The following is a 26646-nucleotide window of genomic DNA, read 5'->3' as shown; positions in this document are numbered from 1 at the left end:
TATTAACCTGGTCTTAACCAGAATTTGTTTGTCGACCTCATCTTGGAGTTCCTCTAGACTCTACGCCAATAATAAAAGATTGTTGGTAAAAAGATTAGTCCTAAATAGCCAAACAATGGATAGATAAGTTGTACAATCTGCGAGAATTTTACCCCTGCTAATGGCAAAAGTAGAATTAGGAGAATAACTGTTGCATACCCATAACTTATTTTTCCCGAATCCGCGATTCGACTGACAAGACCAAAGCCATTTCCTACTGCGGCTGTGATCATTGCCAACCATAGTACGACTACGTAGAAAAACCCAGGCCATTCTCCTAACTTACCTGCAATAGCAACCATCGGAATTTCCAAAACCCAGATGTCCGGAAACCGAAGTAATGACATTCCTATAGCAAAGGCAAATAACCCGAGTGCAACCCCGCCTAAAACTGCACCTAAACGTGCACCCCTCTTCTGAATCTCTCGTCCAAGGGAAGCGAATACCACCATCGCTAACGTTGCATTAAATGAAACATATAGAACTGCCGAGAGAGCCCAATTTTTGATTATAGGATGCGGCAACATCGAAACGTGCTCATTATCTCCAGAAGAGATCAAAAGAATTGATGCAGCTGTAATACCTAGGCAAAAGACAAATTTCAAGGGTATAAGAACAGAATTGATCCACAATACTCCTTCGCCACGGTACCATAAGGCTAATGCGATGATTAAGCCTGTTAAGAAGATTCCTAACCATTTGGAAAATCTAAAATACTCATAAAACAACGCACCACTACCTGATATCATGGCCATCATACCTACAAACAGTAAGATGCTAACCAGCCAATCAGCCCAACGCCCCAACTTAGGGCCGAGGAGACGATCAAAAAACTCGTTATAGGACGAAACCTTCCATCTTTCCTGCAATTCTAGCGTGCCCCACCCTAGAAGAGAAAACAGAACTGAACTTAGGATTATTCCCACTAAGCCCCAATGCCCAAACCGTACAAAAAATTGCTGGATTTCTTGACCAGAGGCAAAACCAGCTCCCATGACTGCACCGACGTATGTAGCGGCAACCTGAAATGTTGTTTTCCATTGCATTTGAACTCCCTCCTCGCCATCATGCATATGGCTTGAATAGGGATTTCATGCATAAAAAGGATAGTATTTGGAAAAAATTATACTACGTACTAGATTTGATCATTACATGTTAGGGGGCAGCTTGTGAGTTTATTTTCTATATTAACTGAAACTCAAAAAATTAAAGCCCATGTTGATGACTGCGCTGCTAAGGTAAAACTTGAAACGCGTCTATCTGATCTTTTTATATCCACAAGGAAACGCCCTGCTGTCATACTATGTATTGGGACTGATCGCTCAACAGGAGATGCATTAGGTCCCTTAATTGGGACGCATTTAACACGACAGACCCTACCACAACTTCATGTTTATGGGACCTTGGATGAACCCGTACATGCAACTAATCTTGAAGAGACTATCCGTTTTATTGAGCAAACCTACCAGAATCCATTTATAATTGCTGTTGATGCCTGTTTGGGACGAATGGATTCTGTAGGTTGTATTACCTTAGCTGATGGTCCCCTAAAACCAGGTGCAGGAGTTCATAAGCAATTACCCAAAGTGGGAGAAGCGCATATAACAGGGATTGTAAATGTGGGAGGGTTTATGGAATATATGGTTCTGCAAAATACTCGACTGAACATTGTCTGGCGGATGTCTGAAAATATTAGTACACTAATTACTCAATCCTATCTCAGAGTACGACGCATCTAGACTACTAAATCTTTACGCCTTGCATGGCCTTAGTTATGACTTCTTTCTCCTCATCTGAAAGAGAATAAACAGAATGGCCTCCTACAATTGGTTTTGCGTAAACCCTTGCCTCTTCACGATTATGAATTGAACTAAGTACGATTCCATTTCCCTCTTGACTAATCAGCGCACATGCAAAACTCAGGTCACTTCCCACATTTTCGAATGCTCTAAATCTGAGCAACTCTGCTCTATCTACACTAGCACGCAGTTTCAATTCTACAGGGTTTAACCTAGCCTTACATTTTTCAATTTCTTGTTCAAGCTTACGCATTTTTTGATTACTTTCATCTAACAATATATCCATTTGATTGCCCGACATAAATGTTTGCAAAGATACATAGGCAGATTCAAATCGTTTCATGCGTCGATACAGTAAAAGGGATATCAGAACAGAAATTACAAGGATTACTCCTAATCCACTTATACCCCACCAAATCCAAGGAATTAACTCTTCTAGCATTGTCAATAATCTTTCCTCCTCTGCTAGTCATACAACTTATGAATTGTACATAACTAAGCTATTACATACCGAGATGCATTCTAGTGAACAAAAAGGTTATGGGAACCGCCAAGAAGATCCCTAATATTAGATTACCCACTTTGATCTCTTTTATTTCTAAAATATTAATTCCAATGCCTACAATAAGTAATCCGCCTGTTGCACCCATTTCAACAATCACTTGTGGGGAAAGAATCCCCTGAAGCATACCGGCTGCCATAGTAATTGCACCTTGGTATAAAAATACTGGAACTGCTGATACTAAAACACCAATTCCCATAGAAGAAGCAAATACAATTGCTGAAATTCCATCTAACATCGATTTAGCATAGAGTATGTTATGATTGCCACTTAGCCCACTTTCTAACGAACCCATTATAGCCATCGCGCCAACACAGTATATTAAACTGGCAGTGACAAATGCTTTTGTAAATCCGGCACCTTTTCCATTTTTCGAAAACTTTCGTTCTAGCCACTGACCAAGGTGTTGTAAACGCAGCTCAATATCTATCCGCTCACCCATAATACCCCCCAATACTAGACTTGAAATGATTACTAAGGGGTTCTTTGTTTGTAGTGCCATGCTACCACCGATCAGTAAGACTGATAATCCAATCCCTTGGATTACAGTTCTTTTAATTTTATCCGGCAGAGTCTGTCCGAATAACAAACCCAGTACTCCACCCAATAAAATAGCTAGAGTATTCACTATAGTTCCTAACACCTTAACAGTTACCTACCTTTCATAGTCCTTAATGCTCTCGGAACGGTGCCAGAACAACCGATTATATACTCCGCGCAATTAAGCCTTAACTTTTTAGAGTTTATAATACTTCTTAAGCCGATAATCGCTATTACGATAGTTTAAAATGTTCCACGTGGAACATTATTTCTATTTACAAGGTCAGATTTCAATACAAGTGCTCACTAAAACCACATATACTATGGATACTTCTACGCAAAATTACAGGCTGCTAAAGTACAGTCTGGCACAATCGGAAGTATCGGTTTTAAAGGTCTTCGTATGAGTATCAGTATCTTGACCTACAAACTGAACCTTATCATCAATTGAGGACATATATATCCTTCAACATTACCGTTACCGCAAACTTCAAAATATGTGATGTGTTTTGTGTAACAAGTCTGATGTTCAACGAACATATGATAATTTCTTCAACATTATCGCAGTGTTGGTCATAGTGGAATGTACTCGGTTTATTGTTTAGCGACCATCAAGTACATTTACACTAACCATATTATTCACATATCTAAGAATGTTTTTAAAAGTTATGCACATCTTCAAGTAATTTAATTCTCTTGAAGTAAGAAAGTAGCTACTTATAACGATTAATCGAATGGAAAATAGCAGTATTATCTAATATATCTTACTTTAAATGATAAACCGGTATTGCATATAGCCATTTACCCTAACTCTTATAAACGCTTATATTATATAGCTTAATAATTGATGATCAATGAAAAACTTTTCGTGGGCGAGCTTCTTGATCACTAATGTCGCCAAGAACGTTTGATGTTGTCTCTAAAGCACCTAATAATACTGAGTTTAATATTTCTCGAAATTACTATGTTTTTTAAAAAGAATGTTCCACGTGGAACATCAGATTCTAAGGAACTAGTTAGAAATAATAAATTAATTAAATAACAAGTACCAAAATAGGAAATTTGAAGTTGTTTAGCAAATGGCAGAAATCAACTTGCCTAAACATGATAGTTCATAGAGATAATTGTTCCACGTGGAACATTATTCAATCGATACGAACGTTCCATAATTCTAGAAGTCGATTCAGTTCATCCTCTGAGAAATATTGAATCTCAATCTTCCCGCGTTTAAAGTCTCCCTTTACATGAACCTTTGTTTGAAAGCTAGATCTCAGACGATCCTCAACATTACGCAGTAGAGGAGGGTACTCCGGAGAGGACCTAACCTTTTGAGCTTTATCAGTTGTCTTCTCAGACAGTTTATTGATAAGAAACTCTGTCTCGCGTACAGATAACTGTTCCTGAGCTGCTTTTTGGGCGATCAATACTTGAATAGAGGGGTCATTAACTCCTAATAAGACTTTAGCATGGCCTAGAGAAATAGTGTTAACCCTTAGAAGCTCAAGTATCGCTTTAGGCAATTGTATGACTCTTAATAAATTAGCAACAGTAGTCCGTGCTTTACCAACCCGTTGGGCAATCTGATCTTGAGTCATACCATATTCCTCGATAAGTCGTTTATACGCTAAACCCTCTTCAACGGGAGATAAATCAGCACGTTGGATATTCTCAATAAGTGCTCTTTCAGCCATTTCTTGATCACTGCATTCCTGAACAATGCAGGCCACTTTATTAAAACCCGCAATCTGTGCAGCTCTTAAACGCCGCTCCCCTGCAATAACGCAATAATGTTCTCCGTCAGGTCTCACTAATATAGGCTGAAGTAAACCATGTAAGCGCAGTGAATCTGCTAAATCATTGATTGAATCCTGATCAAACTCTTTTCTCGGTTGATCAGGATTTCGTTTTAGTTCAGAAATAAGGATTTCCTTAATACAAGGGTCGTCCCCACGTTCATCGGATAACAGCGCTTGAAGACCACGGCCAAGTCCTTTTTTAGACACGCTCTAAAACCTCCTTCGCCAAGTCACTATAAACCTCCGCACCCCTTGAACGAGAATCATAACTATTGATTGCCTTTCCATGACTAGGGGCTTCACTGAGACGGACATTGCGTGGAATTATAGTACGGAATACTTTCTGTGGGAAATACTTCTTCACCTCATCGACCACTTGTATGGCTAAGTTAGTTCGTGCATCGAACATAGTTAAGAGGGCTCCAATAATATTTAAAGAAGGGTTAACGTGTTTTCTGACTCTATCTAAAGTACTCATTAAGAGGGTCAATCCCTCTAAGGCATAGTACTCACATTGAATAGGAATTAAAACATCAGATGCGGCAGTTAAGGCATTTAGGGTGAGAAGACCCAGTGACGGAGGACAATCAATTAAAACGAAGTCATAATTTTGTTTTACACTGTCAATCGAGGATTTCAATTTACCTTCACGTGAAATCTGGGAGACTAATTCTATTTCTGCACCTGCCAACTCAATTCGAGCAGGCACAACAAAAAGATTCTTTTGATATGATTTTTGAATTACATGTTCAAGAGGAATATCATTGATTAAGACATCATAAATGCAAGAAGTCAATTTATGCTTTACAATTCCCATTCCACTTGTAGCGTTTCCCTGTGGGTCTAAATCAATGAGCAGAACACGTTTGCCCAATTCTGCTAAACAGGCACTAAGATTTATTGCTGTCGTGGTCTTGGCGACACCGCCTTTTTGATTAGCAATAGCAATCACTTTAGTCATCAATAAAGCTCACCTCCCTTTTTCTGTCTTAAATAACTGCAAAATACCCATACTCTAGATACTATCAAACCCCTCTCAATAAAAAAAGCGCTTTTAACGCTTTTTATGATAAATATTAAATATATATAGTTTTATGCCCCAATTGCAGTAATTTTAGGCAATGGCTGATACCGACTTTTTTTGAGTGGTTCAGCTTTTATAACTTGTCCATTAACTTTAACTGTTCGAGTAGTGTTAACAATATATCCTTGCTGTCCTTCTTGTTTAACAAGAGTCTGACCGCGTGCCAGTGTCTCATCAACAAGTCGTTCCTCGACAAAAGGAATAACAGACTCTATCGTATTTGCAATAACCACCTCTTGACCGGGATTGACCTTTCCATAGAGTTCTATCGTAATTGTGTTATTACCGAGTTTAGTTCGAACTAAAAGATATCCACCAGTGTTATTTAAAAACTTAAGATCAAGATCCGGAAAAGCAACTGTTGCATCCTGCCCTAGAGGAACATAAGAAATAGCCAGATCATGATTACTTCGCTGAGTAACAGAAAGGTTAGCTAGAATCCCAGTATTATATAAGGTACTAGATACCTGACATATTCCTCCAGCCAGACCCGGCACAAATTGTCCGTTGACAATAATGTAGGCGTCCAAATACCCAGCCTCAACAGTTCTTTCACCCACAATTTGATTGAACGATAATGTACCGTCCGGCTTAATAATCGCTCCATCTAAAGCCTTCGCAGCTAGGCGAACATTTTCAGATCTTGCAGTTTGTGAAGAATCAAATCGGGTTGTATAAGTGGAGAGTAAGCCCGTGATTTTTTGTTCTTCAAGCTGAGACGCAGTTAGTAGAGGAGTTTTACTTTTGAATTCGAGTCTAATCTCAGGTCCTGGTTTATAGACGTTAATACCTTTGATCTTTTGAATTAATGCCTCAGTATTGATCATTCTTCCGACTTGTTCACCCTTAATAAGCATTGTATTTTGAGGAGTAATCATAAATGAAGCATCCGTCGCAAGCTTATTAAACTCAGCAAAGTTCTTGTTGATCGTTTCGACTAATTTAGTTTCATTCCAATCCTGTTCTAAATCTAACTCTATGCCATTCGAAGCTGACATCTTACTAAAAACTTTGTCCTTTAATGAGCCACTCCTACCATAATCATAGGCCAGCTTAAGTGCCGATTCGGCCGATACAATGAGTCCCAATTCTTCTAAGGTTACTTCATGTGAAAATTCATCGAGCTCCAGTTGTATAGTTTGATTCTTTAAGCGATGGATTTCTTTGTCCATTGCCTCTCTGGCAAGTTTTTCGGATAAGTTACTCACGTTAACTCCAGATATCTTTACTCCTTCGACAATCAAGTGATGATCCCATGAATAGAAAAGTAAGTAAAGGCCTGCCGAACCAAATAATATGAATAGCAATCCAAGCGTTATCTTTACTGCTTTTATTCTAAATAGTCGACTGATACTATTCCGAAAGCTCTTTCCTAGACTCTGATTTCTCTCATAAACTTCACTTACAGCAACTTCTTCATGACTCCTGGCTCTTTGATGTTGTGATTCTTTCAAAATGCCCCCCCTAGGGTCAACCTCAATCGACCAAATTATATACTAGTTCTTTAATTCGACGTTCATTCTAGATATCCTTTACTATTTTGTATAAAAAAGAGCCTCACTTTCTCAAGTAACGCCCTATTTAAACAATTAATTTCATTTAATAGGTTTTTTTGCAGGTGTACCAGCCTGGCGGGGATAAATTGAAGCGGTTTGCTGAATCTTGCGAATCAGAATGACAGCCCTATGTTCAACACCCTCTCCAAAGTTAAAATGTATAATATCCTCAAATTTACCACCTACAACACTTAGGGCCTTTTGAGATTCAGCCAATTCTTCCTCTGCCTGTAATCCCTTTGGAGCTAGAAAGAGTCCATTCACCTTCAGAACAGGAAGGGCATATTCTAGCAAGACTGGAAGACGAGCCACCGCACGAGAGCTAACAGTATCGAAGGAGCCTCGGAATCGACCGTCTCTGCCGAAATCTTCTATTCGAGCATGAACAGTTTTAATACCCTGTAAAGCTAACTCCTCGATGACAATGTCGAGAAAGTCTAATCGTTTTTTCAAAGAATCCAATAAAACAACCTTTAAATCAGGGCGTAGGATCTTAAGCGGAATACCAGGAAACCCAGCTCCAGTTCCTAAATCCGCAAAGGATTTACCTTCAATAAATTTTGAAAGAACCATAGAATCTATAAAATGCTTTAAAATGACTTCTTTAGGTTCAATAATTCTCGTTAAATTGAGTTGCTCGTTCCATTCAAGTAGAAGGTCACCGAATCTACAGAGTTGAGTCAACTGCACTTCTGTTAATTTTAACCCAATATGCTCATAGGTTAACCCTTTAATTAAAGACGCATGCTCATCAAACATCCGTTAGTTGTTACCTCCCCTACGTCGTTGTTCTAAAAAAACGAGTAAGACAGAAATATCAGCTGGACTAACACCCGTAATTCTAGAAGCCTGCCCTAAGTTTTGAGGGTGGACTTCTAAAAGCCTTTGTCTACCTTCAGTTGATAATCCGCGGATCTCCCCATAAGCAAGGCCTAATGGAAGTGAGCGTTCTTCAAGCTTCGAAAATTTCTCGATATCAGCCCACTGCTTTTCAATATACCCCGAATATTTTGTTTCCGTCTCTACCTCTTCTAACACTTCCTGATCAAAAGCCTTTAACTCAGGAATAAGCCTTTCTAAATGGGAAAAGGTAATTTCTGGTCTTCGAATTAAATCTTGAGCACTAATTCCGCCCCTCGTCGGAGTTGATTTAGCTTCAGCCATTACTTGCTGCAAGTCTTCTCGCAGAGGGGAAAAAACCGTTGATTTCAAGAGCTCTTTCACATGTTCGTAATTCTTCTTCTTATCCTGAAAACGCTTCCAGCGCTCATCATCAACTAATCCTATCGATCTTCCAATTTCTGTTAACCTTAGATCAGCATTATCCTGACGCAGAACAAGCCTATATTCCGCTCGTGACGTTAAAAGACGATAGGGTTCCTTCACTCCTTTTGTCACTAAATCATCAATTAAGACACCGAGATAAGCATCTGATCGACGCAAAGTAAACGGCTCTTTACCTAAAGATCGAAGTGCAGCATTAATTCCAGCAATTAATCCTTGTGCTGCAGCCTCCTCATAGCCTGATGTTCCATTTAATTGCCCTGCAGTAAATAACCCTGATATCTGGCGCACCTCTAAACCAAGAGAAAGTTGATGGGGTAAAACGTAATCATACTCAATTGCATATCCAGGCCGTAGCATACGGACATTTTCCAATCCGGGTATACTCTGTAATATTTGAACCTGAACTTCCTCAGGCATACTGGTTGATAATCCAGCCATATAAAGCTCGTCACTTTGCCAGCCCTCGGGTTCTAAGAATATTTGATGAGCATCACGTTGAGCAAAACGAACGACTTTGTCCTCAATTGATGGACAATAACGGGGACCAATACCTTCAATCTTTCCAGAATACATAGGTGCACGATAAAGATTGTTGCGAATAATCTCATGGGTTTGGGTTCCAGTATATCCTAACCAACAGGATACTTGCTTTGAAGGGTCTTGATGCCAAAACTGACTCTCTGTAGGCATAAAGGAAAAGCGCCAAGGGGTATCATCCCCTGGTTGAATGCGAAACTTTGTATAATCAACAAACTGGCGATGAATCCGAGGGGGTGTACCTGTCTTAAACCTACCCAGTTCAATTCCACACTCTCTAAGTGAATCTGAAAGAGACATGGCAGGCATCTGTCCATTCGGTCCGCCTTGGTGCATAGCAGCACCGATGATAATTCGTCCTCTTAAATATGTGCCACTTGTTAATACAACGCTGGCAGATTCAAATCGAGCTCCAGTTCGAGTCACAACTCCAACAATTGAGTTTTGTTCAACAACAATAGTTTCAACCAACGCCTGAATTATGGTAAGTCTGGGTTGTGACAAAAGGATATTTCGCATCCGACTATGATACGCCTGTTTATCGGATTGAATACGTAAGGCATGCACGGCAGGGCCTTTCCCAGTGTTAAGCATTTTAACTTGTAAGGAAGTCTCATCAGCAACTATGCCCATTTGACCACCAAGAGCATCAATCTCCCTCACTAAGTGTCCTTTAGCTGGGCCTCCAAGGGATGGATTACAAGGCATATGGGCGATCGTATCCAGATGTAAAGTCAGCAGGAGTGTTTCAGATCCAAGTCTAGCCGAAGCAAGTGCTGCCTCACAACCTGCATGTCCTGCGCCAACTACTATAACATCATACTTTCCAGCAAAATATTCCAATGTTTGACCTACTTTCCGATACAAAATCGAGAAAAAATATCTTCGAGAAGCGATTCTTGCACATTATGTCCCGTAATTTCGGAAGCATATTGTAAAGCTTGGCGTATATCAATTGAAAGTATATCCCAAGGCATTCCTTGCTGTAAACTTTTTAATGATTGTGATAAAGCATTGTCACACCGTTCTAGAGACGTAATCTGCCGTACATTGGAGAGAAATGGCTCATTGGTTCCGATAGCCTCACCCTGGTAGACTCGTTTACGAATTTCCTTTTCAAGCTCATCAAAACCCTGTAGTTGTAGAACAGAAATTGGAATCCAAATACCTTTCTCGTTGCTCCAAATATTAGTTTGACCTTGTTCTAGTAAATCAATTTTATTGACAAGTACAATCACCTTATCAGAGTAACTATCAAGTATATGTCGTTCTACCTCAGTCAGTGGCAAATTAGCCTGTACCACTAATAGAATTAATTCAGCAGTTTTTAAGGCCTTCCAAGTTCTCTCTATGCCAAGACGCTCCACCAGATCATCACTCTCGCAAATACCAGCGGTATCAACCAATTGTAATAGAATTCCACCAACACTAACAGATTCTCGGATCTCATCACGGGTTGTACCAGGGATATCTGTCACAATAGCTCGTTCCTCATGTAAAAGTGCATTTAACAAACTAGATTTACCAACATTAGGCTGTCCTACAATAACAGTAATTAACCCATCTCTTAAGATCTTACCTGTTTTACTTCCTTCTAAAAGAAGTTTTATATCTGCATGAGCTTTGTTAATCATTGATTCAAGAGACTCCCGATCTAAGCTTTCAACATCATCTTCAGGAAAATCAATACCCGCTTCGATAAAGGCGAGGATTTCTAAAATCTCTTCACGTAATGCTAAAATTGTCTCTGAAAGTCCTCCACTCAATTGAGATAGAGCCAAATTCGCAGATGTCTCAGTGCGGGAACTTATTAAATCAATGACTGCCTCCGCTTGAACTAAGTCAAGCTTTCCATGTAAAAAAGCTCGTTTAGAGAACTCACCAGGCTCCGCTAATTGGGCACCATGTCGGAGAATAGCTTGTAGAATTCGCTGGGCAATAAATAAGCCACCGTGACAATTAACTTCATAAACATCTTCTCCTGTGTAGGAGGAGGGGGCCAACATTCTCCCAACAAGTACTTCGTCTAAAACCCGATTGTTATCACTAAAAAAACCCCGATTTAAAGTAAACTTTTCTCCGCGTAACCAACGTTCTTTATTGCGTGGTTCAAAGCATTCTTCAATAATCTCGGTCGCTTTAGGGCCACTCATCCGAATGATATGAATACTTGCATCACCTATGGCCGTTGCCATAGCAACGATAGTATCTAGCAAAACAACTCATCTCCAATAATAAAAATTGCTATTCTTTATTCTTTTCAAGTAAACAACATCACATACCAACTATCTAATGAGATAGAAATTATATGGGGGAGTCTGACTGTACAAAAAAGAGGGGGTTATTCCCCCTCTATCCTCTTTTAAGTGCTATGACAACACGACGATTTGGATCATCACCTTCACTAAATGTAGATATTCTGGTTTCATCCTGTAAGGAAGTGTGAATTATGCGCCGTTCATGAGCATTCATTGGCTCTAAAACAATTCTCGTTCCATTCCTCTTAACCTTTTCAGATAATCTTTTTGCTAGACGGATGAGTGTTTCTTCTCGGCGTTGTCTATACCCTTCCACATCAACAATAATTCGAACTCTTTCTGATAATCTCTTGGCCACAGCTAAATTCGTTAAATACTGAAGAGCATCTAATGTATCCCCGCGTCGACCGATCAAAATTCCAAGCTCAGGCCCCGTAATATTAATATGCCAATGTTCGCCGGTATTACTGACCTGAGTATCTGCCTTAACCTGTATTGATTGACAGATTTTTTCAATGAATTCAATAGCCAATGCTCCAGGATTATCTTCATAAAAAACTCTTACTCTTGCTAGAGTGGTCCCAAATAGCCCAAATAAGCCTTTTTTAACGGGTTCTTCTAATACTTCAACTTTAACACGATCACGATCTACAGCTAACTCCATAACACCAGCGCAAATCGCCTCTTCAACCGTTTTCCCGGTTTTCTCTGCAATCCTCATGAACGATCCTCCTCACGCCTTCCACGTTCCTATATTGCTTTTTTTGTTTGACTAGACAATCGCTTATTTATAAAAAGCTGTTGGAAAATCGAAACAACGTTCATAGTTACCCAATATAAGGCCAATCCCGCTGGGACTGTAGCACTAATGTAAGCGAAAAATATTGGCATCATATAAAGCATAGTCTTCTGGGTAGGATCCGTAGTTGCATTAGGACTCGTTAATTTTGTCTGCAAATAGGTCGTAGCAGCGGCGAAAATCGGTAAAACTAAATGATATGAAGGTGCAAATCCGTAAGTTTTAATTAAATCAAAGCCTAGAAACCAATGGGCTGCAGCATTTGCTGGATCGTAAGGAAAATTAAGTAATGTACTATACAATGCCCAGAAAATTGGTAATTGAACAAGTATAGGCAGACAACCACCTAAAGGGTTTACCTTATGTTCTTTATATAACTCCATAACGGCTAGATTAGCTTTTTCTTTATCATTTTTATGTTTTGCTTGAATTGCCTTAATCTTAGGTTGTAAATCAACAGTCTTTCGCATTGAAGCCATTTGTTTATAAGTTAATGGGAAAATCAAAGTTTTAATTAAAATAGTTAAGAGAATAATCGCCACACCATAATTAGGAAGACCGATAGAAGCAGATAAGTTATAAAGTATATTTAGTAAATAAGTCATCCATTCAACAATAATACTCACAAAAGCCCTCCTTAAACTGGGTCATGCCCACCAGGGTGAAACGGATGACACTTAAAGATCCGTTTAATTGATTTCCAAAGTCCTTTAATAAGCCCATATTTTCGTAACGCTTGAATAGAATATTCTGAACAACTGGGATAAAAGCGACATGTTTGCCCTTTTATAGGCGAAATAACTATCTGATATAGACGAATCAATCCAACTAAGATTATCTTCATTCAAGTTTACTCACTTTAATTAGTGTATTAGCATTTTTAAGCATATTCATCATATATCTTTCTACTTCGATGAAGGAAACTCCTTTGATTCTCGCCCTCGCAATAAAAATTATTTGTATATCATTTCTGATTTCCGAAATATGAAGCCGGATAACTTCTCGCATCAGTCTTCTGGCCCTATTTCTTTGAACAGAATTTCCAACTTTCTTGGAGGCAATAAAACCAAACCGTTTAGGACCTTTAATAAGGTACATTGCTACATATTTTACCGAGTAATTTCTACCTTCTTTAAAGATAGTTTTAAAGCTCGATTTACGGCGTAAGCGGAACTTTCTTTGTAACATAACTCCTCCAAAGCTTACATACCTTTCAATCTCTATTCTAACTCTTATTGCTTTGATTTAAACGTTTTAGAAAAATATTAATGCTTGTCAGAAAAATTTATTTAAAAAAAGGCCACATAATTGCGGCCTTAAACTGATAATTTTTTCCGACCTTTTAAACGACGGCGCTTTATTACATTTCGCCCCGTTGGCGTACTCATTCTACTCAAAAAACCGTGAACGCGTTTATGACGCCTATTCTTCGGTTGATAAGTTCTCTTCAATTTAACGACACCTCCTTTATTTCAAACCAGAAAAACATCCCATGTAATCAAACTTACTTAGAGATTATACTCTAAAAAAATTTAATCTGTCAAGCAAAGGACTTTGTTAAGATGTGGATAACCTCAAGTTTAAAAGTTATCCACTGTGAATAATTTTTTGAAACTGACTATCTACCTGTTGATAACCCCGTGAAAACTTGATATTATATTTGCACAGCCCCTTACGACAACAATAAATCGTGTAATAGTTATTCACAACACGTAATTTATTTAAGTTATCCACAAATGTGTATAAGTTTGTGTATAACTTTTTTATTGTCATCATTCCTACAATTTTAGACAAGGGAGGTCCGTCCATGCCACCACAACCTGTGTCGCCCCAATTATTGTGGCAGGAAACTTTAGCAAAACTGAAAAATGAACTATCCAAGCCGAGCTTTGAAACATGGTTAAGCTCCACAAGGCTTCTTCATATCGAGGGCGATACGCTAATCATTAGTGTTCCTAATGACTTTGCTAAGGACTGGCTGGAAAGCCGTTATGCATCCTTGATTCGATCTTCAGTTCAATCAGTCTTAGGCCATTCAGTTAGTCTCCGTTTCATTATTCCTTCTCCTGAAGTTTCTTATGCCGAAGACAAAGTAGTCCCTAAACAGGATTCCTTTGTTATCCCTAAGCCTAGCGATCCTCTGCCTAATTCCCTTAATTCAAAATACATTTTTGAAACATTTGTTATCGGTAACAGCAACCGTTTTGCCCATGCTGCTTCTTTAGCTGTTGCAGAATCACCCGCTAAGTCCTACAATCCTCTATTTATATATGGAGGGGTTGGTTTAGGAAAAACCCATCTTATGCATGCAATTGGGCATCATGTTCTACAACGATCCCCCAATACAAAGGTTCTTTATGTTTCCAGTGAAAAATTCACAAATGAATTGATTGACTCGATTAGAGACGAAAACTCTATTGAATTTCGTAATCATTACCGTAACGTAGATATTCTGCTGATCGATGATATTCAATTTTTAGCAGGCAAAGAACGAACTCAAGAAGAGTTTTTTCATACGTTTAATGCACTTCATGAAGCCAATAAGCAAATTATTATTTCTTCAGATCGTCCACCTAAAGAAATTCCCACTTTAGAAGATCGCTTACGCTCGCGTTTTGAATGGGGCCTTATCACAGATATTCAAGCACCTGATTTGGAGACCCGAATAGCAATCCTTAGGAAAAAAGCTAAATTAGAGAATCTACAGGTTCCGAACGAAGTTATGGTCTACATTGCTGATAAAATTCATTCCAACATTCGTGAACTCGAAGGTGCACTTATAAGGGTAATGGCTTTTGCTTCTCTTAGTTCATTCCCTATAACGACTGAAGTCGCAGTAGAGGCATTAAAGGATATTATTCCCGCCAATAACACCAAGCAAATTACAATTGAAATTATTCAACAATCCGTAGCAGGATATTTCCATATGTCTCCTCATGAGTTTAAAGCTAAAAAAAGAACCCGCGAAGTAGCCTTTCCCCGACAAATCGCCATGTACCTTTCTCGTCAACTTACTGATTCTTCTTTACCGAAAATTGGGGAAGAGTTCGGTGGGAGGGATCATACGACCGTAATGCATGCTCATGATAAAATTACACAAGCTATCCTTAATGATCCCTTACTCGAAAAAAAAGTAAATGAGATGATTCAACGAATTCAATCTGAGTAAACGTAGGATTAAAGGATATGTTAATAACTTGTCTATAAATACTTGAAAACTAAATTTTACAGTTCTATTTGTGGACATGTGGATAACCTCAATCCGTTTGTCCACACCTTTTTCAACATACATTTTAGCAGTAAATTAGCGCTATACGTATACTTATCCACATGTTGACAAGTAATACTACTATAACGACTACTTATTATCCTATTATTAATAACCTCTGTTTAGAACATGTAAGAAAAATTTATAGGAGGATTCGATAGATATGAAAATCTTCTGTTCCAAAGATGCCTTGCTTTCAGGTGTAAATGCTGTTCAAAAGGCTATATCAAGTAAGAACACACTACCAGTCCTTCAAGGAATTTTGATGACAACCGAACAACAGTCTTTACAATTTGCAGCAACTGATCTTGAAATGGGGATTCGATGTGAAGTAACCTCAAATGTTACAGAAGAAGGAACAATGGTAGTTCCAGCAAAACTCTTCTCCGAGATTGTTCGTAAACTACCTGACACAACTATAACTTTAGAAGAAAAGGATAAATCAATCACCATTTGTTATTACGAGTCCGAAATTGTCCTAAATGGCTATGATCCAGAAGAATTCCCCTTGTTGCCAGACCTTATGGATCCGATTACCTTTTCTTTACCAACCGTAATTTTCAAAAATATGATTAGACAGACTGTATTTTCGTGTTCTACTGAAGAAAATCGACCAGTATTCACGGGTACTCTTCTACAAATTGAAGGTACAAATATTCGATTAGTAGCAACGGATACACACCGCTTAGCGTATAGTATTTCTGAAATATCTAATACAGAAGAATCACGTTTTAGTGGAATTATTCCAGCAAAAACACTAACCGAAATATATCGCCTATTGAGAGATGAAGATGAAAATTTAACCATTAGCTATGGTAATAATCAAGTTGTATTTCAATTTGGATCTATATATTTGATATCCCGACTTATTGAGGGACAATTTCCAAACTACAAACAAGTTATTCCCCAGAGCTGTGAAACAAAAGTCATTTTAAGTGTAAAAAAACTTTTAGAAGCAGTAGAACGTGCCTCAGTACTTACCCGTGATAAAAGCGGAGCAAATATCATTAGAATTAGCGTGGAAAATAATGAATTAAAAATAGATCAAACGTCTGAATTGGGTAAAATTTCAGAGCAGATCGACGTTGAGATGGAAGGTAAAGATGTAACAATTGCCTTTAATGCAAAATTTCTTATTGATGCGCTAAAAGTAATTGATAGTGATCAAATTTTATTTGAATTATCAGGGCCATTTAGTCCAGGAGTAATCAGACCTATAGACAATAGTAATTATATATATCTTGTATTGCCGATCAGGACGTCATAATTGAATTATGATAATTAAGAACTTTCATCTCCAAAATTTTCGTAATTATATTGATGAGAACGTAAAGTTTATGCCTGGTACTAATATTTTGATAGGTGATAATGGTCAAGGTAAAACGAATATTGTTGAAGGAATTTATTATCTCCTGACAGGAAAGTCATATAGAGTACAAAGGGAACAAGACCTATTGCGCTGGGAACAAAGTGAGTTTCATCTGTACGGAGACTTCGTTTCCAAAGATCACAGAATCTCTTTAGAAAGTCATTATAGAAATAAAAAGAAAATGATCAAGATTAACAAAGTGCCCTGTCAGCGCTTATCAGATTTTGTGGGTACCATTAATGTAGTTTTCTTTTCTCCGGATGACCTTATAATGATCAAAGGAGGGCCTTCCGAAAGAAGAAGGTTTTTAGACTTACATATTGCCCAAATGCGTCCAGGACACGTAAGCATTCTTAATGCTTATAACAAGGTTATTCAACAAAAAAGCGCGCTTCTAAAAACATATTTAGAAAAATCTCATAAATATTCACAGTTGCAACTTTGGAATGAGCAAATAATTGAGTTAGGTAAAAAAATAATTCTTAATCGGGCAGACATGACCGAACGATTGCAAGCTGCAGCAGACTCAATTTATGCTAATTTAACGTCTGAACAAGAAAAAATGCAGGTTTTTTATCTTGCTTTGGGTAAAAAAAATATTAGCGAAGCTATTTCTGAATATCCAAAAATACTTCATGATAAATTGGATCAAGAAATAGAGCGCCAAATGGTATTAGTAGGGACACACCGCGATGACCTTCAAATTCTTTTAAATGATAAACCTGCACGTCTATTTGCTTCACAAGGACAACAGCGATCGATCGTCTTAAGTCTAAAGCTAGCTGAATTAGAGATTATAAATCAGGAAAAAGGGGGGTATCCTCTTCTTCTTCTAGATGATGTATTGTCTGAATTAGACCGTTTTAGGAGAGAATACTTAATAAAATTCATTGAGTCATCACGGATTCAAACGATAATAACTATGACAAGTGCTGAAACTCACCAGTTAGGTGAGATGTATCGTGTGGAAAAGGGACGTATAAGGAGGGAGCCTTAGATGTATTTACATCTTGGAGGAAATATTCTTATTAAAAAAGATAAGATAGTTGCAATGATTGACTTAGATACAACAAAGAAAGGGCAAACAAACCAAGATTTTATTAGTAAACTCAATAAAGATAAAAATTTAAACTATATTTGTGAACCAGGAAATGAAAAAACCCTAATTGTTACAAGGAATGAACTATTTTTCTCACCTATTTCTTCTACAACATTATTTAAACGTTCATTTGATGATAAAGTTAATGATTATAATTAGAGCAATTTTCCAATTATTAGTTACATTAAATTGAATCAGTTAAATATATGGTGTACAATAAAAAGGTTGAAGGTATTTTTTGGGAGGAAAAGGCTTTGCAAGAAAATAATGATGTACAAGTTCAGAATAGGGATGATAATTATAATGCAGGGCAAATAGAGGTTCTAGAAGGACTTGAAGCCGTACGTAAACGCCCTGGTATGTATATTGGCTCCACAAGTACCCGTGGACTTCATCATCTCGTATATGAAATAGTCGATAATAGTATTGATGAGGCATTAGCCGGTTTCTGCAATAAGATTGATGTTATGATTCATGAAAACAACAGTATTACAGTGGTCGATAATGGACGAGGGATTCCTGTTGATATTCATACTAAAACAGGGAAACCGGCTGTAGAAGTTGCTTTGACGGTATTGCATGCCGGAGGAAAATTTGGGGGAAGCGAAAGTGCTTATAAGGTATCCGGTGGACTTCATGGTGTTGGTCTGAGTGTAGTCAATGCCTTATCAAAGTGGTTAATCGTTGAGGTCTCTAAAGGGGGACATGTTTTTCAGCAAGAATATGCCCAAGGAAAACCGACGACTCTATTGGCTAACATTGGACAAACAGAGAACACGGGTACTAAGATAACCTTTATCCCCGACCCAGAAATTTTTGAAGAAACTGTTTATGATTTTAATATTCTGGCACATCGGTTAAGGGAATTATCCTTTTTGAATAAAAGTGTGACTATTAATTTAACGGATGAGAGAACAAATATTAAAGAAACGTTCTTACACACCGGTGGGATCCAAGATTTTGTAAGATATTTAAATAAAAGTAGAGATTGCTTACATCCCCAGCCGATTTTTATTGAAACGACTAAGGATAATGTACAAGTAGAAGTTTGTATTCAATATAATGATAGTTATGCCGAAAATTTATTTTCCTATGCTAATAATATTAATACTCAAGAAGGGGGAACCCATGAGGCGGGTTTCAAGTCAGCTTTGACAAGGGTGATTAATGATTATGCTCGTAAAAGTAATATGCTTAAAGCAGCTGATTCAAATCTGTCCGGAGATGATATTCGCGAAGGACTAACCGCTGTTATTTCTGTCAAAGTCCCTGATCCTCAATTTGAAGGACAAACCAAAACAAAACTTGGCAACAGTGAGATTCGGGGGATTGTGGACTCTGCCACTGGTGAAGGGTTATCCACGTTTTTAGAAGAAAACCCATCTATTGCTAGAAAGTTTATTGATAAATCTGTTCAAGCAGCTCGAGCTCGGGATGCTGCTCGTAAAGCACGAGAATTAACACGTCGTAAGAGTGCTCTAGAGGGTACTTCTCTGCCCGGAAAACTAGCTGATTGTTCTTGGAAGGAACCAGACCTATGTGAGATGTATCTTGTCGAGGGAGATAGTGCAGGTGGTTCTGCAAAACAAGGAAGGGATCGCAGGTTTCAGGCGATCTTGCCTTTACGAGGGAAAATTATCAATGTGGAAAAGGCAAGACTGGATAAAATATTGGGAAATGTTGAAATAAGAGCCATGATTACAGCGATGGGTACTGGTATTTCGGATGAATTTGATATTTCTAAAGCACGCTATCACAAATTGATTATTATGACGGATGCTGACGTAGATGGTGCCCATATTCGAACCCTTTTATTAACATTTTTCTACCGTTATATGAGACCACTGATTGAAAATAATTATATCTATATTGCCCAACCCCCTCTCTTTAAGGTAAAAAAAGGGAGAGATCTTCAATATGCCTACTCTGACATTGAACTCAATAAGATTCTTGAGAAAATAGGGAGAGATAAAGTCGAGATTCAGCGTTATAAAGGCTTGGGTGAAATGAATCCCGAACAGTTATGGGAAACCACCATGGACCCTGCCAAACGCACGATTTTGCGAGTGACTATGGAAGATGCCATGAGAACTGAAGAAATGTTTACGGTCTTAATGGGAGATAAAGTAGAACCACGCCGTGACTTCATAAATCGTTATGCTAAAGATGTACGTAATCTAGATACTTAAAGGAGTGCTCATTGATGTCGGATGAAATACTGGGAGGAAAAGTCCTTCCCATGGAAATTGCGGATGAAATGCAAAAATCATTTATCGACTACTCGATGAGTGTTATCGTGAGCCGTGCTTTGCCCGATGTCCGAGACGGGCTTAAACCGGTACATCGCAGAATATTATATACCCTACACGAATTAGGGCTGACTCCCAATAAGCCTTATAGTAAGTCTGCGCGCCTTGTCGGGGATTGCATGGGTAAATTTCATCCTCACGGAGATAGTTCAATTTATGATGCCGTTGTAAGGATGGACCAAGATTTTGCAAGTCGCTATCCACTAATTGACGGACATGGAAATTTTGGCTCTATTGATGGAGATTCCGCTGCTGCTATGCGTTATACAGAACTTCGTATGGCAAAAATAGCGACCTATATGTTGGCAGATATTGACAAAGAAACCGTTGATTTTACTCCAAATTACGATGAAAAACAGGAGGAACCCACGGTATTACCTGCTAAATTCCCAAATTTACTAGTGAATGGGTCATCAGGAATTGCGGTTGGCATGGCAACAAATATTCCTCCCCATAATTTATCAGAAGTTGTTGAAGCTACGATGGCCTTGTTAGATAACCCCGAGTTATCCATCGACGAACTGATGAATTATGTCAAAGGCCCTGATTTTCCAACGGGTGGAACGATCATGGGTTATGAAGGGATAAGATCTGCCTACACGACAGGAAGAGGGTCTGTCAAAACACGAGCAAAAGCCACCATTGAACGCATGGAGAAGTCTGGAAAGACGCGAATACTTGTCACGGAAATCCCTTTTATGGTTAATAAAGCAAGAATGATTGAGAAGATCGCGGATCTTGTTCGTGATAAAAAACTCGATGGAATTACAGATTTGCGAGATGAATCAGACCGATCGGGGATGCGGATTGTAATAGAGCTCAGGCGGGATGTCAATCCACAGGTCATCTTAAATCAACTTTATAAACATACACAAATGGAAGATACATTTGGCGTTAATATGCTCGCTCTAGTCAATGGACAGCCGCGGACTCTCACTCTTAAAGATATGATTCGTTACTTTATTGAACATCAAAAGGAAGTTATCGTTCGCAGAACTCGATTCGAACTCAATAAAGCAGAGGCAGAAGCGCATATTATTGAGGGGCTGAGGATTGCTCTAGACAATATTGATGAGGTTATTGAAACCATCCGTTCTTCCTCAGATGAAGCGAATGCCAGAATCAATCTCAGCCAGAAATTTGGTTTGAGCGAGAGACAAGCTCAGGCTATCGTGGATATGAGATTAAAACGACTAACAGGATTAGAACGTGAAAAATTAGAAAACCAATATAACGAACTGATGAATACTATTGCCTATCTGAAATCCGTTCTAGCGTCTGAGCAGATGGTTATTAACATTATAAAAGCTGAATTAACCGATATTAATCATAAATTTGGAGACGCACGTCGAACGCGCATAACCGTTGATGTTAGTAAGATGGATATAGAAGATCTGATAGCAGTAGAAGACGTGGTTATTACTGTTACCCATTATGGCTATATTAAGAGATTGCCCTTGAATACTTATAAAAGCCAGCACCGGGGAGGTAAGGGTGTTCACGGAATGGCAACCAAAGAAAGAGACTTTGTAGAGCATCTCTTTACCACCACGACACATCACAATATTCTTGTCTTTACGTCCCAAGGTAAAGTGTATCGACTGAAAGCGCATGAGATTCCTGAAGCCAGTCGAACAGCCAAGGGGACTGCTGTCATTAATCTCTTAAATTTGAGTCAGCATGAAATGATCACAGCAGTTATGGCAATCAAGGATTTTAGTCCTGACTTTTTCTTGATAACAGCGACTAAAAAAGGGATTATGAAAAAGACTGCCTTGAAAGAATATGACTCATCCCGACGTGACGGTTTAATTGCTTTAACCTTGGACGAAGGGGATGAACTGATTGGTGTTAAGTTAACCCAAGGGTTAGATGATATTCTACTAGCTACAAAAAATGGTATTGCCATACGTTTCCCTGAATCCGATGTGCGCTATATGGGACGTACAGCGCGTGGTGTGAAAGGAATAAGGCTAGAAGAAAATGACACAGTCGTCGGCATGGATGTGATTGGCGATGAAGGTGAGCTCTTAACCATGAGTGAAAATGGCTTTGCTAAACGCACCAATCTTAAGGAATTCCGAATCCAAGGGCGTGGTGGTAAAGGGATTATCGTCATGAAATTAAATGCCAAAACCGGTACATTGGTTGGAATCAAGGTTGTTCAAGAGGAAGACCAACTGATGGTCATCACTAATAATGGCATCATGCTGCGAATTCAAGTGTCCAGTATATCCACACAGGGCCGTTCTGCTCAAGGGGTAATGGCCATGCGTACGGGGGCAAGTAGTGTGGTTGCGATAGCCAAAGTTGTCATGAAAGATGAAGCAGAAATCGAAGATAATGATCTTACTGAGGATACCTTAGGTGAGGACTAAATTGACAAATTTTGCGCTAGGTGTTAACATTGCTGGAATCGGAAGTCAGAAGTCAGAGTCCAGAGGCCTAAAAAAGGGTATTATAAGTAAAAGATATGTGGACTTTAGCCCCCCTGGTAACTTAACTGAACTAGACTTCAGATGAGTATAAACACACTATGTCAACTGAACAAATTTTGAGGAGGAACTATAATGACTGATATTGGATCTTTAAAAGTAAAGACCGGACTTGCAGAAATGCTCAAAGGTGGCGTCATCATGGATGTCACTACTCCCGAACAGGCAAAAATTGCAGAAGAAGCTGGGGCATGCGCAGTAATGGCACTGGAGCGTGTGCCTTCGGATATACGAGCTGAGGGTGGAGTTGCTCGGATGGCAGACCCTTCTATCATTGAGGGTATTATGGCTGTAGTTTCCATCCCCGTTATGGCGAAAGCACGGATCGGACATTTTGTAGAAGCCCGAATCTTAGAAGCTTTAGGTGCTGATTACATAGATGAGTCTGAAGTATTAACACCTGCCGATGATACTTATCATATTAACAAACATGACTTTAAAGTGCCTTTTGTATGTGGTTGCCGTAATCTAGGGGAAGCATTGCGCCGAATCGGCGAAGGGGCGGCTATGATTCGTACTAAAGGGGAACCTGGAACAGGTAACGTTGTTGAAGCTGTGCGACATATGCGTACGGTTATGAGCGAAATTAGGGCTTTAACCTTAATGCCTAAAGAAGAGCTTATGACAGCTGCTAAAAACATGGGTGCTCCCTATGATCTAGTTTTGTATGTTGCTGAACATGGAAAGTTACCCGTTGTAAATTTTGCAGCAGGAGGCATAGCTACACCAGCAGATGCCGCGTTGATGATGCAACTTGGGGTTGACGGAATTTTTGTGGGCTCTGGAATTTTTAAATCAGGAGATCCAATAGCTCGTGCTAAGGCAATTGTTCTAGCAACAACTCACTATAACGACCCTAAAATGCTCGCTCAAATTTCTAAAGATTTAGGACAACCTATGTCCGGAATCGAAATTTCGACACTGACAGAATCTCAGCGTATGCAAGAACGGGGTTGGTAAGAATGAAAAAGCGTGTAGGCGTTTTGGCACTGCAAGGCGCTTTCCGCGAGCACCGTCAGGTCTTAGAAAACTTAGGTTGTGACGTTGTAGAGGTGCGTAAGTCAAGCGATCTTAATGGAATTCATGGGCTGATAATTCCTGGTGGAGAAAGCACGACGATTGGGAAACTACTAATGATTGATGAGATGGGTGAAAGAATCAAAGAATTAGGCACGAAAGATGTTCCGATTTTTGGTACATGCGCAGGTATGATTTTACTCAGCAAAACGATCGTTGATAGTGATCAGTATCGATTGAATCTTATGGATACAGTCGTAGAGCGCAATGCTTTCGGTAGACAAGTGGCAAGTTTTGAAACAGACCTTTTGGTGCCTGCCATGGGTCCCCACCCATTGCGTGCTGTATTTATCAGAGCACCTTACCTTCGTGAAGTTGCTCCGAATGTCGGTATATTGTCTGAATTTGAAGGTAAGATAGTCTTTGCACGGCAAGGAAATTTATTAGCCAGTGCATTTCATCCAGAACTTACCCCGGATCTACGAGTCCATCAATACTTCTTGGACATGATCGATGAACATTGGGCCAATTAATTTGTGTTCTGGCATGGGAGGGATTTATGTATGTTGGATATTAAGTTCGTTCGTAATAATCCCAATGTGGTTAAGGAAGCATTGCAAAAACGCTATGTTTCAATTAGCCTTGACAACTTTTTGATTCAAGAAGAAGAAAGACGTAAACTTCTTTTTGAAATTGAAACCTTGAAAGCCCGTCGTAATTCTGTATCGGAAGAAGTTGGACGCCTTAAGAAAAGCGGGGGAGACGCTGAAAGCCTCGTTTTAGAAATGCGCGAAGTTGGTCAAACAATCAGGGACTTGGAACAAAAATCGGCAGATATTGTGCAAGAAATGGAAAAGGTCCTCTATGAAATTCCTAACATTCCTCATGCCAGCGTTCCTATTGGTGCAGATGAAGCAGACAATGTTCAAATTCGCTCTTGGGGTACCCCCCGTGGTTTTGACTTTGAACCAAAACCACATTATGAAATTGGTGAAAAGTTAGATATTTTCGACTTCGTCAGAGCTTCTAAAGTTACAGGGGCCCGCTTTACCTATTGTAAGGGGTTAGGTGCCAAGCTAGAACGTTCACTTATATCGTTGATGCTTGATCGCCACATCGCTAATGGGTATACAGAGATACTTCCACCCTACATGGTAAATCGTGCTTCTATGACGGGTACGGGTCAACTTCCTAAATTTGAGGATGACGCCTTCAAAGTGGAGGGAACAGATTACTTCCTAATTCCTACGGCTGAAGTACCTGTCACCAATCTTTATCGTGAAGAAATATTAGATGGTAACCAACTCCCAATTCGTCACTGTGCCTATAGTGCTTGCTTTCGTTCTGAAGCAGGTTCAGCAGGTCGGGACACCAGGGGTCTTATCCGGCAACATCAATTTAACAAAGTAGAGCTTGTTAAATTTACCCTTCCAGAGAATTCTTATGAAGAACTTGAAACGCTGACGAGAGATGCTGAAGGCATTCTTCAAGAATTGGAACTTCCTTACCGAGTTATGGCCTTAGCTACAGGAGATCTTGGGTTTACCTCTGCCAAGACCTATGATTTGGAAGTATGGCTGCCTAGCTTTAATACCTATAGGGAAATTTCTTCTTGCAGTAACTTTGAAGATTTCCAAGCTCGTCGAGCCAACATTCGTTTCAGGAGAGGACCTAAGGAAAAACCAGAGTATCTCCACACGCTCAATGGCAGCGGATTGGCAATCGGACGTACCGTGGCAGCTATCATTGAAAACTATCAAGAACAAGACGGTAGGATACGAGTTCCTAAAGCCCTCCAGCCATATATGGGTGTGGAATATATCGGATAAAGGTTTGTTCGACAAAAAGAAACTCAAAATAGAAAATAATACTAATTGACGATAGTTGAAATTCTAAGACATTTGTGTTATGCTTTTCTTCGGCCGTTTTAATTGGAGGGGTGTTCGAGCGGTTTAAGGACCCGGTCTTGAAAACCGGTGACTTCGCAAGGGGTCCGTGGGTTCGAATCCCACCCCCTCCGCCAATATCGAAGTTCGATGTTCGATGCACGAAGTTCGAGAGAATGTTTTTCTTATAGGCTTTTCGTATAGTTTCCAATTATGCGTTCGTAGTTCAGCTGGATAGAGCGTCAGACTTCGAATCTGAATGTCGGGGGTTCGAATCCCTCCGAACGCACCATAATCGATGTTCGAAGTACGATGTTCGAGGTTCGAATATCGTACTTTTTGCTCTCTTTTAATTGTTCTAATCATCACTGTGGCCTTGTAGCTCAGGGGATAGAGCGGGGGTTTCCTAAACCCTGTCTTGCGGAGGTTCGATTCCTCCCAGGGTCACCAAAAATTGAGGTAACTATGATTCATCAAGATTGGATGCGTGTCGCACTTAGAGAGGCTCAGACGGCTTTTGAACAAGGGGAAGCTCCTATCGGAGCGGTTATTGTTCTTAATGGTCAAGTGATCGCTTCAGCGCACAATGAAAGAGAACAGAAGAACGATCCTACAGCACATGCTGAGGTTTTAGCAATTCAACGGGCAGCCAAGGTACTCGGAAGTTGGCGACTGACGGATACCACCCTCTATGTCACCTTAGAGCCTTGTCCGATGTGTGCAGGAGCTATTATACAGTCTCGTATAAAGCAACTTGTCTATGGGGCGATGGATCTAAAAGGTGGAGCTACAGGTTCAGTAATGAATGTTTTGGACTATACACTGTGGAACCATAGAGTCGATGTCGTTGCTGGGGTTCTGGAAGAAGAGTGCTCTGACATTTTAAAGTTATTTTTTAAAAGATTGCGCTGATTTTTAGCGTTAATTTTATACTTGATGGACACCT

The 26646-nt window shown here is 39.4% G+C and carries 25 protein-coding genes and 3 tRNA genes; 14 read left to right on the top strand and 14 right to left on the bottom strand.

Annotated features, from left to right (window positions below; all coding sequences use genetic code 11):
- Positions 1-53: 53 nt before the first annotated feature.
- Positions 54-1085, bottom strand: coding sequence for a membrane protein (locus tag JL57_RS06205; protein ID WP_034141184.1), 1032 nt, complete (start codon positions 1083-1085; stop codon positions 54-56).
- Between the two features lie 123 nt (positions 1086-1208).
- On the opposite strand from JL57_RS06205, the gene yyaC reads away from it, so the two are divergent.
- Positions 1209-1778 carry a spore protease YyaC gene (gene yyaC, locus JL57_RS06200; protein WP_034141183.1) on the top strand — a complete coding sequence of 190 codons (570 nt, stop codon included), beginning with the start codon at positions 1209-1211 and terminating at the stop codon, positions 1776-1778.
- Positions 1779-1782: 4 nt separating this feature from the next.
- Here the strand turns inward: yyaC and JL57_RS06195 are convergent, their stop codons facing one another.
- The 13 genes from JL57_RS06195 to rpmH all read right to left on the bottom strand — a co-directional run bounded on the left by JL57_RS06195 (position 1783) and on the right by rpmH (position 13708).
- A complete protein-coding gene (locus JL57_RS06195) occupies positions 1783-2280 on the bottom strand; it encodes a DUF4446 family protein (protein WP_034141220.1) in 498 nt (165 codons plus the stop codon).
- Between the two features lie 61 nt (positions 2281-2341).
- Positions 2342-3043 (bottom strand): DUF554 domain-containing protein, encoded by a 702-nt coding sequence (locus JL57_RS06190; RefSeq protein ID WP_034141182.1) that lies wholly within the window; start codon positions 3041-3043, stop codon positions 2342-2344.
- Positions 3044-4085: 1042 nt separating this feature from the next.
- The gene (locus tag JL57_RS06185; protein ID WP_034141181.1) at positions 4086-4943 is read right to left on the bottom strand and encodes a ParB/RepB/Spo0J family partition protein; all 858 of its coding nucleotides are present in this window, start codon (positions 4941-4943) and stop codon (positions 4086-4088) included.
- Positions 4936-5697, bottom strand: coding sequence for a ParA family protein (locus JL57_RS06180; protein WP_034141180.1), 762 nt, complete (start codon positions 5695-5697; stop codon positions 4936-4938). Before JL57_RS06180 ends, JL57_RS06185 begins: the two co-directional genes overlap by 8 nt.
- A 131-nt stretch (positions 5698-5828) precedes the next feature.
- Positions 5829-7274, bottom strand: coding sequence for a VanW family protein (locus tag JL57_RS06175; RefSeq protein ID WP_291299763.1), 1446 nt, complete (start codon positions 7272-7274; stop codon positions 5829-5831).
- A 141-nt stretch (positions 7275-7415) separates the two neighbouring features.
- Entirely contained in the window at positions 7416-8135 is a 720-nt protein-coding gene (rsmG, locus tag JL57_RS06170; RefSeq protein ID WP_034141179.1) for a 16S rRNA (guanine(527)-N(7))-methyltransferase RsmG, read from the bottom strand.
- Between the two features lie 3 nt (positions 8136-8138).
- Entirely contained in the window at positions 8139-10043 is a 1905-nt protein-coding gene (mnmG, locus tag JL57_RS06165) for a tRNA uridine-5-carboxymethylaminomethyl(34) synthesis enzyme MnmG (protein WP_034141178.1), read from the bottom strand.
- An 8-nt stretch (positions 10044-10051) separates the two neighbouring features.
- Positions 10052-11416, bottom strand: a complete 1365-nt coding sequence (mnmE, locus tag JL57_RS06160; protein ID WP_034141177.1) for a tRNA uridine-5-carboxymethylaminomethyl(34) synthesis GTPase MnmE — start codon at positions 11414-11416, stop codon at positions 10052-10054.
- Between the two features lie 136 nt (positions 11417-11552).
- Positions 11553-12179 (bottom strand): RNA-binding cell elongation regulator Jag/EloR, encoded by a 627-nt coding sequence (gene jag, locus JL57_RS06155; protein ID WP_034141176.1) that lies wholly within the window; start codon positions 12177-12179, stop codon positions 11553-11555.
- Between the two features lie 29 nt (positions 12180-12208).
- Complete coding sequence (locus JL57_RS06150; RefSeq protein WP_034141175.1) at positions 12209-12883, bottom strand: YidC/Oxa1 family membrane protein insertase; 675 nt, start codon at positions 12881-12883, stop codon at positions 12209-12211.
- A gap of 11 nt (positions 12884-12894) precedes the next feature.
- On the bottom strand, positions 12895-13101 hold the full coding sequence (gene yidD / locus JL57_RS33670; protein ID WP_291299762.1) for a membrane protein insertion efficiency factor YidD: 207 nt from the start codon (positions 13099-13101) through the stop codon (positions 12895-12897).
- Positions 13098-13445 carry a ribonuclease P protein component gene (gene rnpA / locus JL57_RS06145; RefSeq protein WP_034141174.1) on the bottom strand — a complete coding sequence of 116 codons (348 nt, stop codon included), beginning with the start codon at positions 13443-13445 and terminating at the stop codon, positions 13098-13100. Before rnpA ends, yidD begins: the two co-directional genes overlap by 4 nt.
- Before the next feature lie 128 nt (positions 13446-13573).
- Positions 13574-13708, bottom strand: a complete 135-nt coding sequence (gene rpmH / locus JL57_RS33665; RefSeq protein WP_007777819.1) for a 50S ribosomal protein L34 — start codon at positions 13706-13708, stop codon at positions 13574-13576.
- Between the two features lie 356 nt (positions 13709-14064).
- Between rpmH and dnaA the strand changes: the two genes are divergently transcribed.
- The 13 genes from dnaA to tadA all read left to right on the top strand — a co-directional run bounded on the left by dnaA (position 14065) and on the right by tadA (position 26612).
- On the top strand, positions 14065-15426 hold the full coding sequence (gene dnaA, locus JL57_RS06140) for a chromosomal replication initiator protein DnaA (protein WP_034141173.1): 1362 nt from the start codon (positions 14065-14067) through the stop codon (positions 15424-15426).
- 262 nt (positions 15427-15688) lie between these two features.
- Positions 15689-16792, top strand: coding sequence for a DNA polymerase III subunit beta (gene dnaN / locus JL57_RS06135; RefSeq protein ID WP_034141172.1), 1104 nt, complete (start codon positions 15689-15691; stop codon positions 16790-16792).
- Between the two features lie 7 nt (positions 16793-16799).
- Positions 16800-17891 (top strand): DNA replication/repair protein RecF, encoded by a 1092-nt coding sequence (gene recF / locus JL57_RS06130; RefSeq protein WP_034141171.1) that lies wholly within the window; start codon positions 16800-16802, stop codon positions 17889-17891.
- Positions 17892-18152, top strand: coding sequence for an extracellular matrix regulator RemB (gene remB, locus JL57_RS06125; RefSeq protein WP_034141170.1), 261 nt, complete (start codon positions 17892-17894; stop codon positions 18150-18152).
- Positions 18153-18247: 95 nt separating this feature from the next.
- Positions 18248-20182, top strand: coding sequence for a DNA topoisomerase (ATP-hydrolyzing) subunit B (gene gyrB / locus JL57_RS06120; protein WP_034141169.1), 1935 nt, complete (start codon positions 18248-18250; stop codon positions 20180-20182).
- Between the two features lie 14 nt (positions 20183-20196).
- Entirely contained in the window at positions 20197-22680 is a 2484-nt protein-coding gene (gene gyrA, locus JL57_RS06115) for a DNA gyrase subunit A (protein WP_034141168.1), read from the top strand.
- Between the two features lie 192 nt (positions 22681-22872).
- On the top strand, positions 22873-23757 hold the full coding sequence (pdxS, locus tag JL57_RS06110; protein WP_034141167.1) for a pyridoxal 5'-phosphate synthase lyase subunit PdxS: 885 nt from the start codon (positions 22873-22875) through the stop codon (positions 23755-23757).
- Positions 23758-23759: 2 nt separating this feature from the next.
- Positions 23760-24347 carry a pyridoxal 5'-phosphate synthase glutaminase subunit PdxT gene (pdxT, locus tag JL57_RS06105; protein ID WP_034141166.1) on the top strand — a complete coding sequence of 196 codons (588 nt, stop codon included), beginning with the start codon at positions 23760-23762 and terminating at the stop codon, positions 24345-24347.
- Between the two features lie 30 nt (positions 24348-24377).
- Positions 24378-25643, top strand: a complete 1266-nt coding sequence (gene serS, locus JL57_RS06100) for a serine--tRNA ligase (RefSeq protein ID WP_034141165.1) — start codon at positions 24378-24380, stop codon at positions 25641-25643.
- Between the two features lie 104 nt (positions 25644-25747).
- A tRNA-Ser gene (locus tag JL57_RS06095) sits at positions 25748-25837 on the top strand.
- 78 nt (positions 25838-25915) lie between these two features.
- Positions 25916-25992: transfer RNA gene (locus tag JL57_RS06090), tRNA-Arg, on the top strand.
- An 80-nt stretch (positions 25993-26072) separates the two neighbouring features.
- Positions 26073-26150 (top strand) — tRNA-Arg (locus JL57_RS06085).
- Positions 26151-26165: 15 nt separating this feature from the next.
- Positions 26166-26612, top strand: a complete 447-nt coding sequence (gene tadA / locus JL57_RS06080; RefSeq protein ID WP_034141218.1) for a tRNA adenosine(34) deaminase TadA — start codon at positions 26166-26168, stop codon at positions 26610-26612.
- Positions 26613-26646: the final 34 nt, after the last annotated feature.

It is taken from the genome of Desulfosporosinus sp. BICA1-9, assembly GCF_000802135.1.
The sequence above is the reverse complement of the archived record's forward strand: the minus strand, read 5'-3'. Positions and strand labels throughout refer to the sequence as shown.

Excerpts from the sequence above, each read along its gene's own strand:
- gyrA (WP_034141168.1), top strand. The coding sequence starts at position 20,197 with ATGTCGGATGAAATACTGGGAGGAAAAGTCCTTCCCATGGAAATTGCG.
- tadA (WP_034141218.1), top strand. The coding sequence starts at position 26,166 with ATGATTCATCAAGATTGGATGCGTGTCGCACTTAGAGAGGCTCAGACG.
- dnaN (WP_034141172.1), top strand. The coding sequence starts at position 15,689 with ATGAAAATCTTCTGTTCCAAAGATGCCTTGCTTTCAGGTGTAAATGCT.
- JL57_RS06205 (WP_034141184.1), bottom strand. The coding sequence starts at position 1,085 with ATGCAATGGAAAACAACATTTCAGGTTGCCGCTACATACGTCGGTGCA.
- yidD (WP_291299762.1), bottom strand. The coding sequence starts at position 13,101 with ATGAAGATAATCTTAGTTGGATTGATTCGTCTATATCAGATAGTTATT.
- serS (WP_034141165.1), top strand. The coding sequence starts at position 24,378 with ATGTTGGATATTAAGTTCGTTCGTAATAATCCCAATGTGGTTAAGGAA.
- JL57_RS06180 (WP_034141180.1), bottom strand. The coding sequence starts at position 5,697 with ATGACTAAAGTGATTGCTATTGCTAATCAAAAAGGCGGTGTCGCCAAG.
- jag (WP_034141176.1), bottom strand. The coding sequence starts at position 12,179 with ATGAGGATTGCAGAGAAAACCGGGAAAACGGTTGAAGAGGCGATTTGC.
- pdxS (WP_034141167.1), top strand. The coding sequence starts at position 22,873 with ATGACTGATATTGGATCTTTAAAAGTAAAGACCGGACTTGCAGAAATG.
- remB (WP_034141170.1), top strand. The coding sequence starts at position 17,892 with ATGTATTTACATCTTGGAGGAAATATTCTTATTAAAAAAGATAAGATA.
- pdxT (WP_034141166.1), top strand. The coding sequence starts at position 23,760 with ATGAAAAAGCGTGTAGGCGTTTTGGCACTGCAAGGCGCTTTCCGCGAG.
- rsmG (WP_034141179.1), bottom strand. The coding sequence starts at position 8,135 with ATGTTTGATGAGCATGCGTCTTTAATTAAAGGGTTAACCTATGAGCAT.
- recF (WP_034141171.1), top strand. The coding sequence starts at position 16,800 with ATGATAATTAAGAACTTTCATCTCCAAAATTTTCGTAATTATATTGAT.
- JL57_RS06195 (WP_034141220.1), bottom strand. The coding sequence starts at position 2,280 with ATGCTAGAAGAGTTAATTCCTTGGATTTGGTGGGGTATAAGTGGATTA.
- rnpA (WP_034141174.1), bottom strand. The coding sequence starts at position 13,445 with ATGTTACAAAGAAAGTTCCGCTTACGCCGTAAATCGAGCTTTAAAACT.
- dnaA (WP_034141173.1), top strand. The coding sequence starts at position 14,065 with ATGCCACCACAACCTGTGTCGCCCCAATTATTGTGGCAGGAAACTTTA.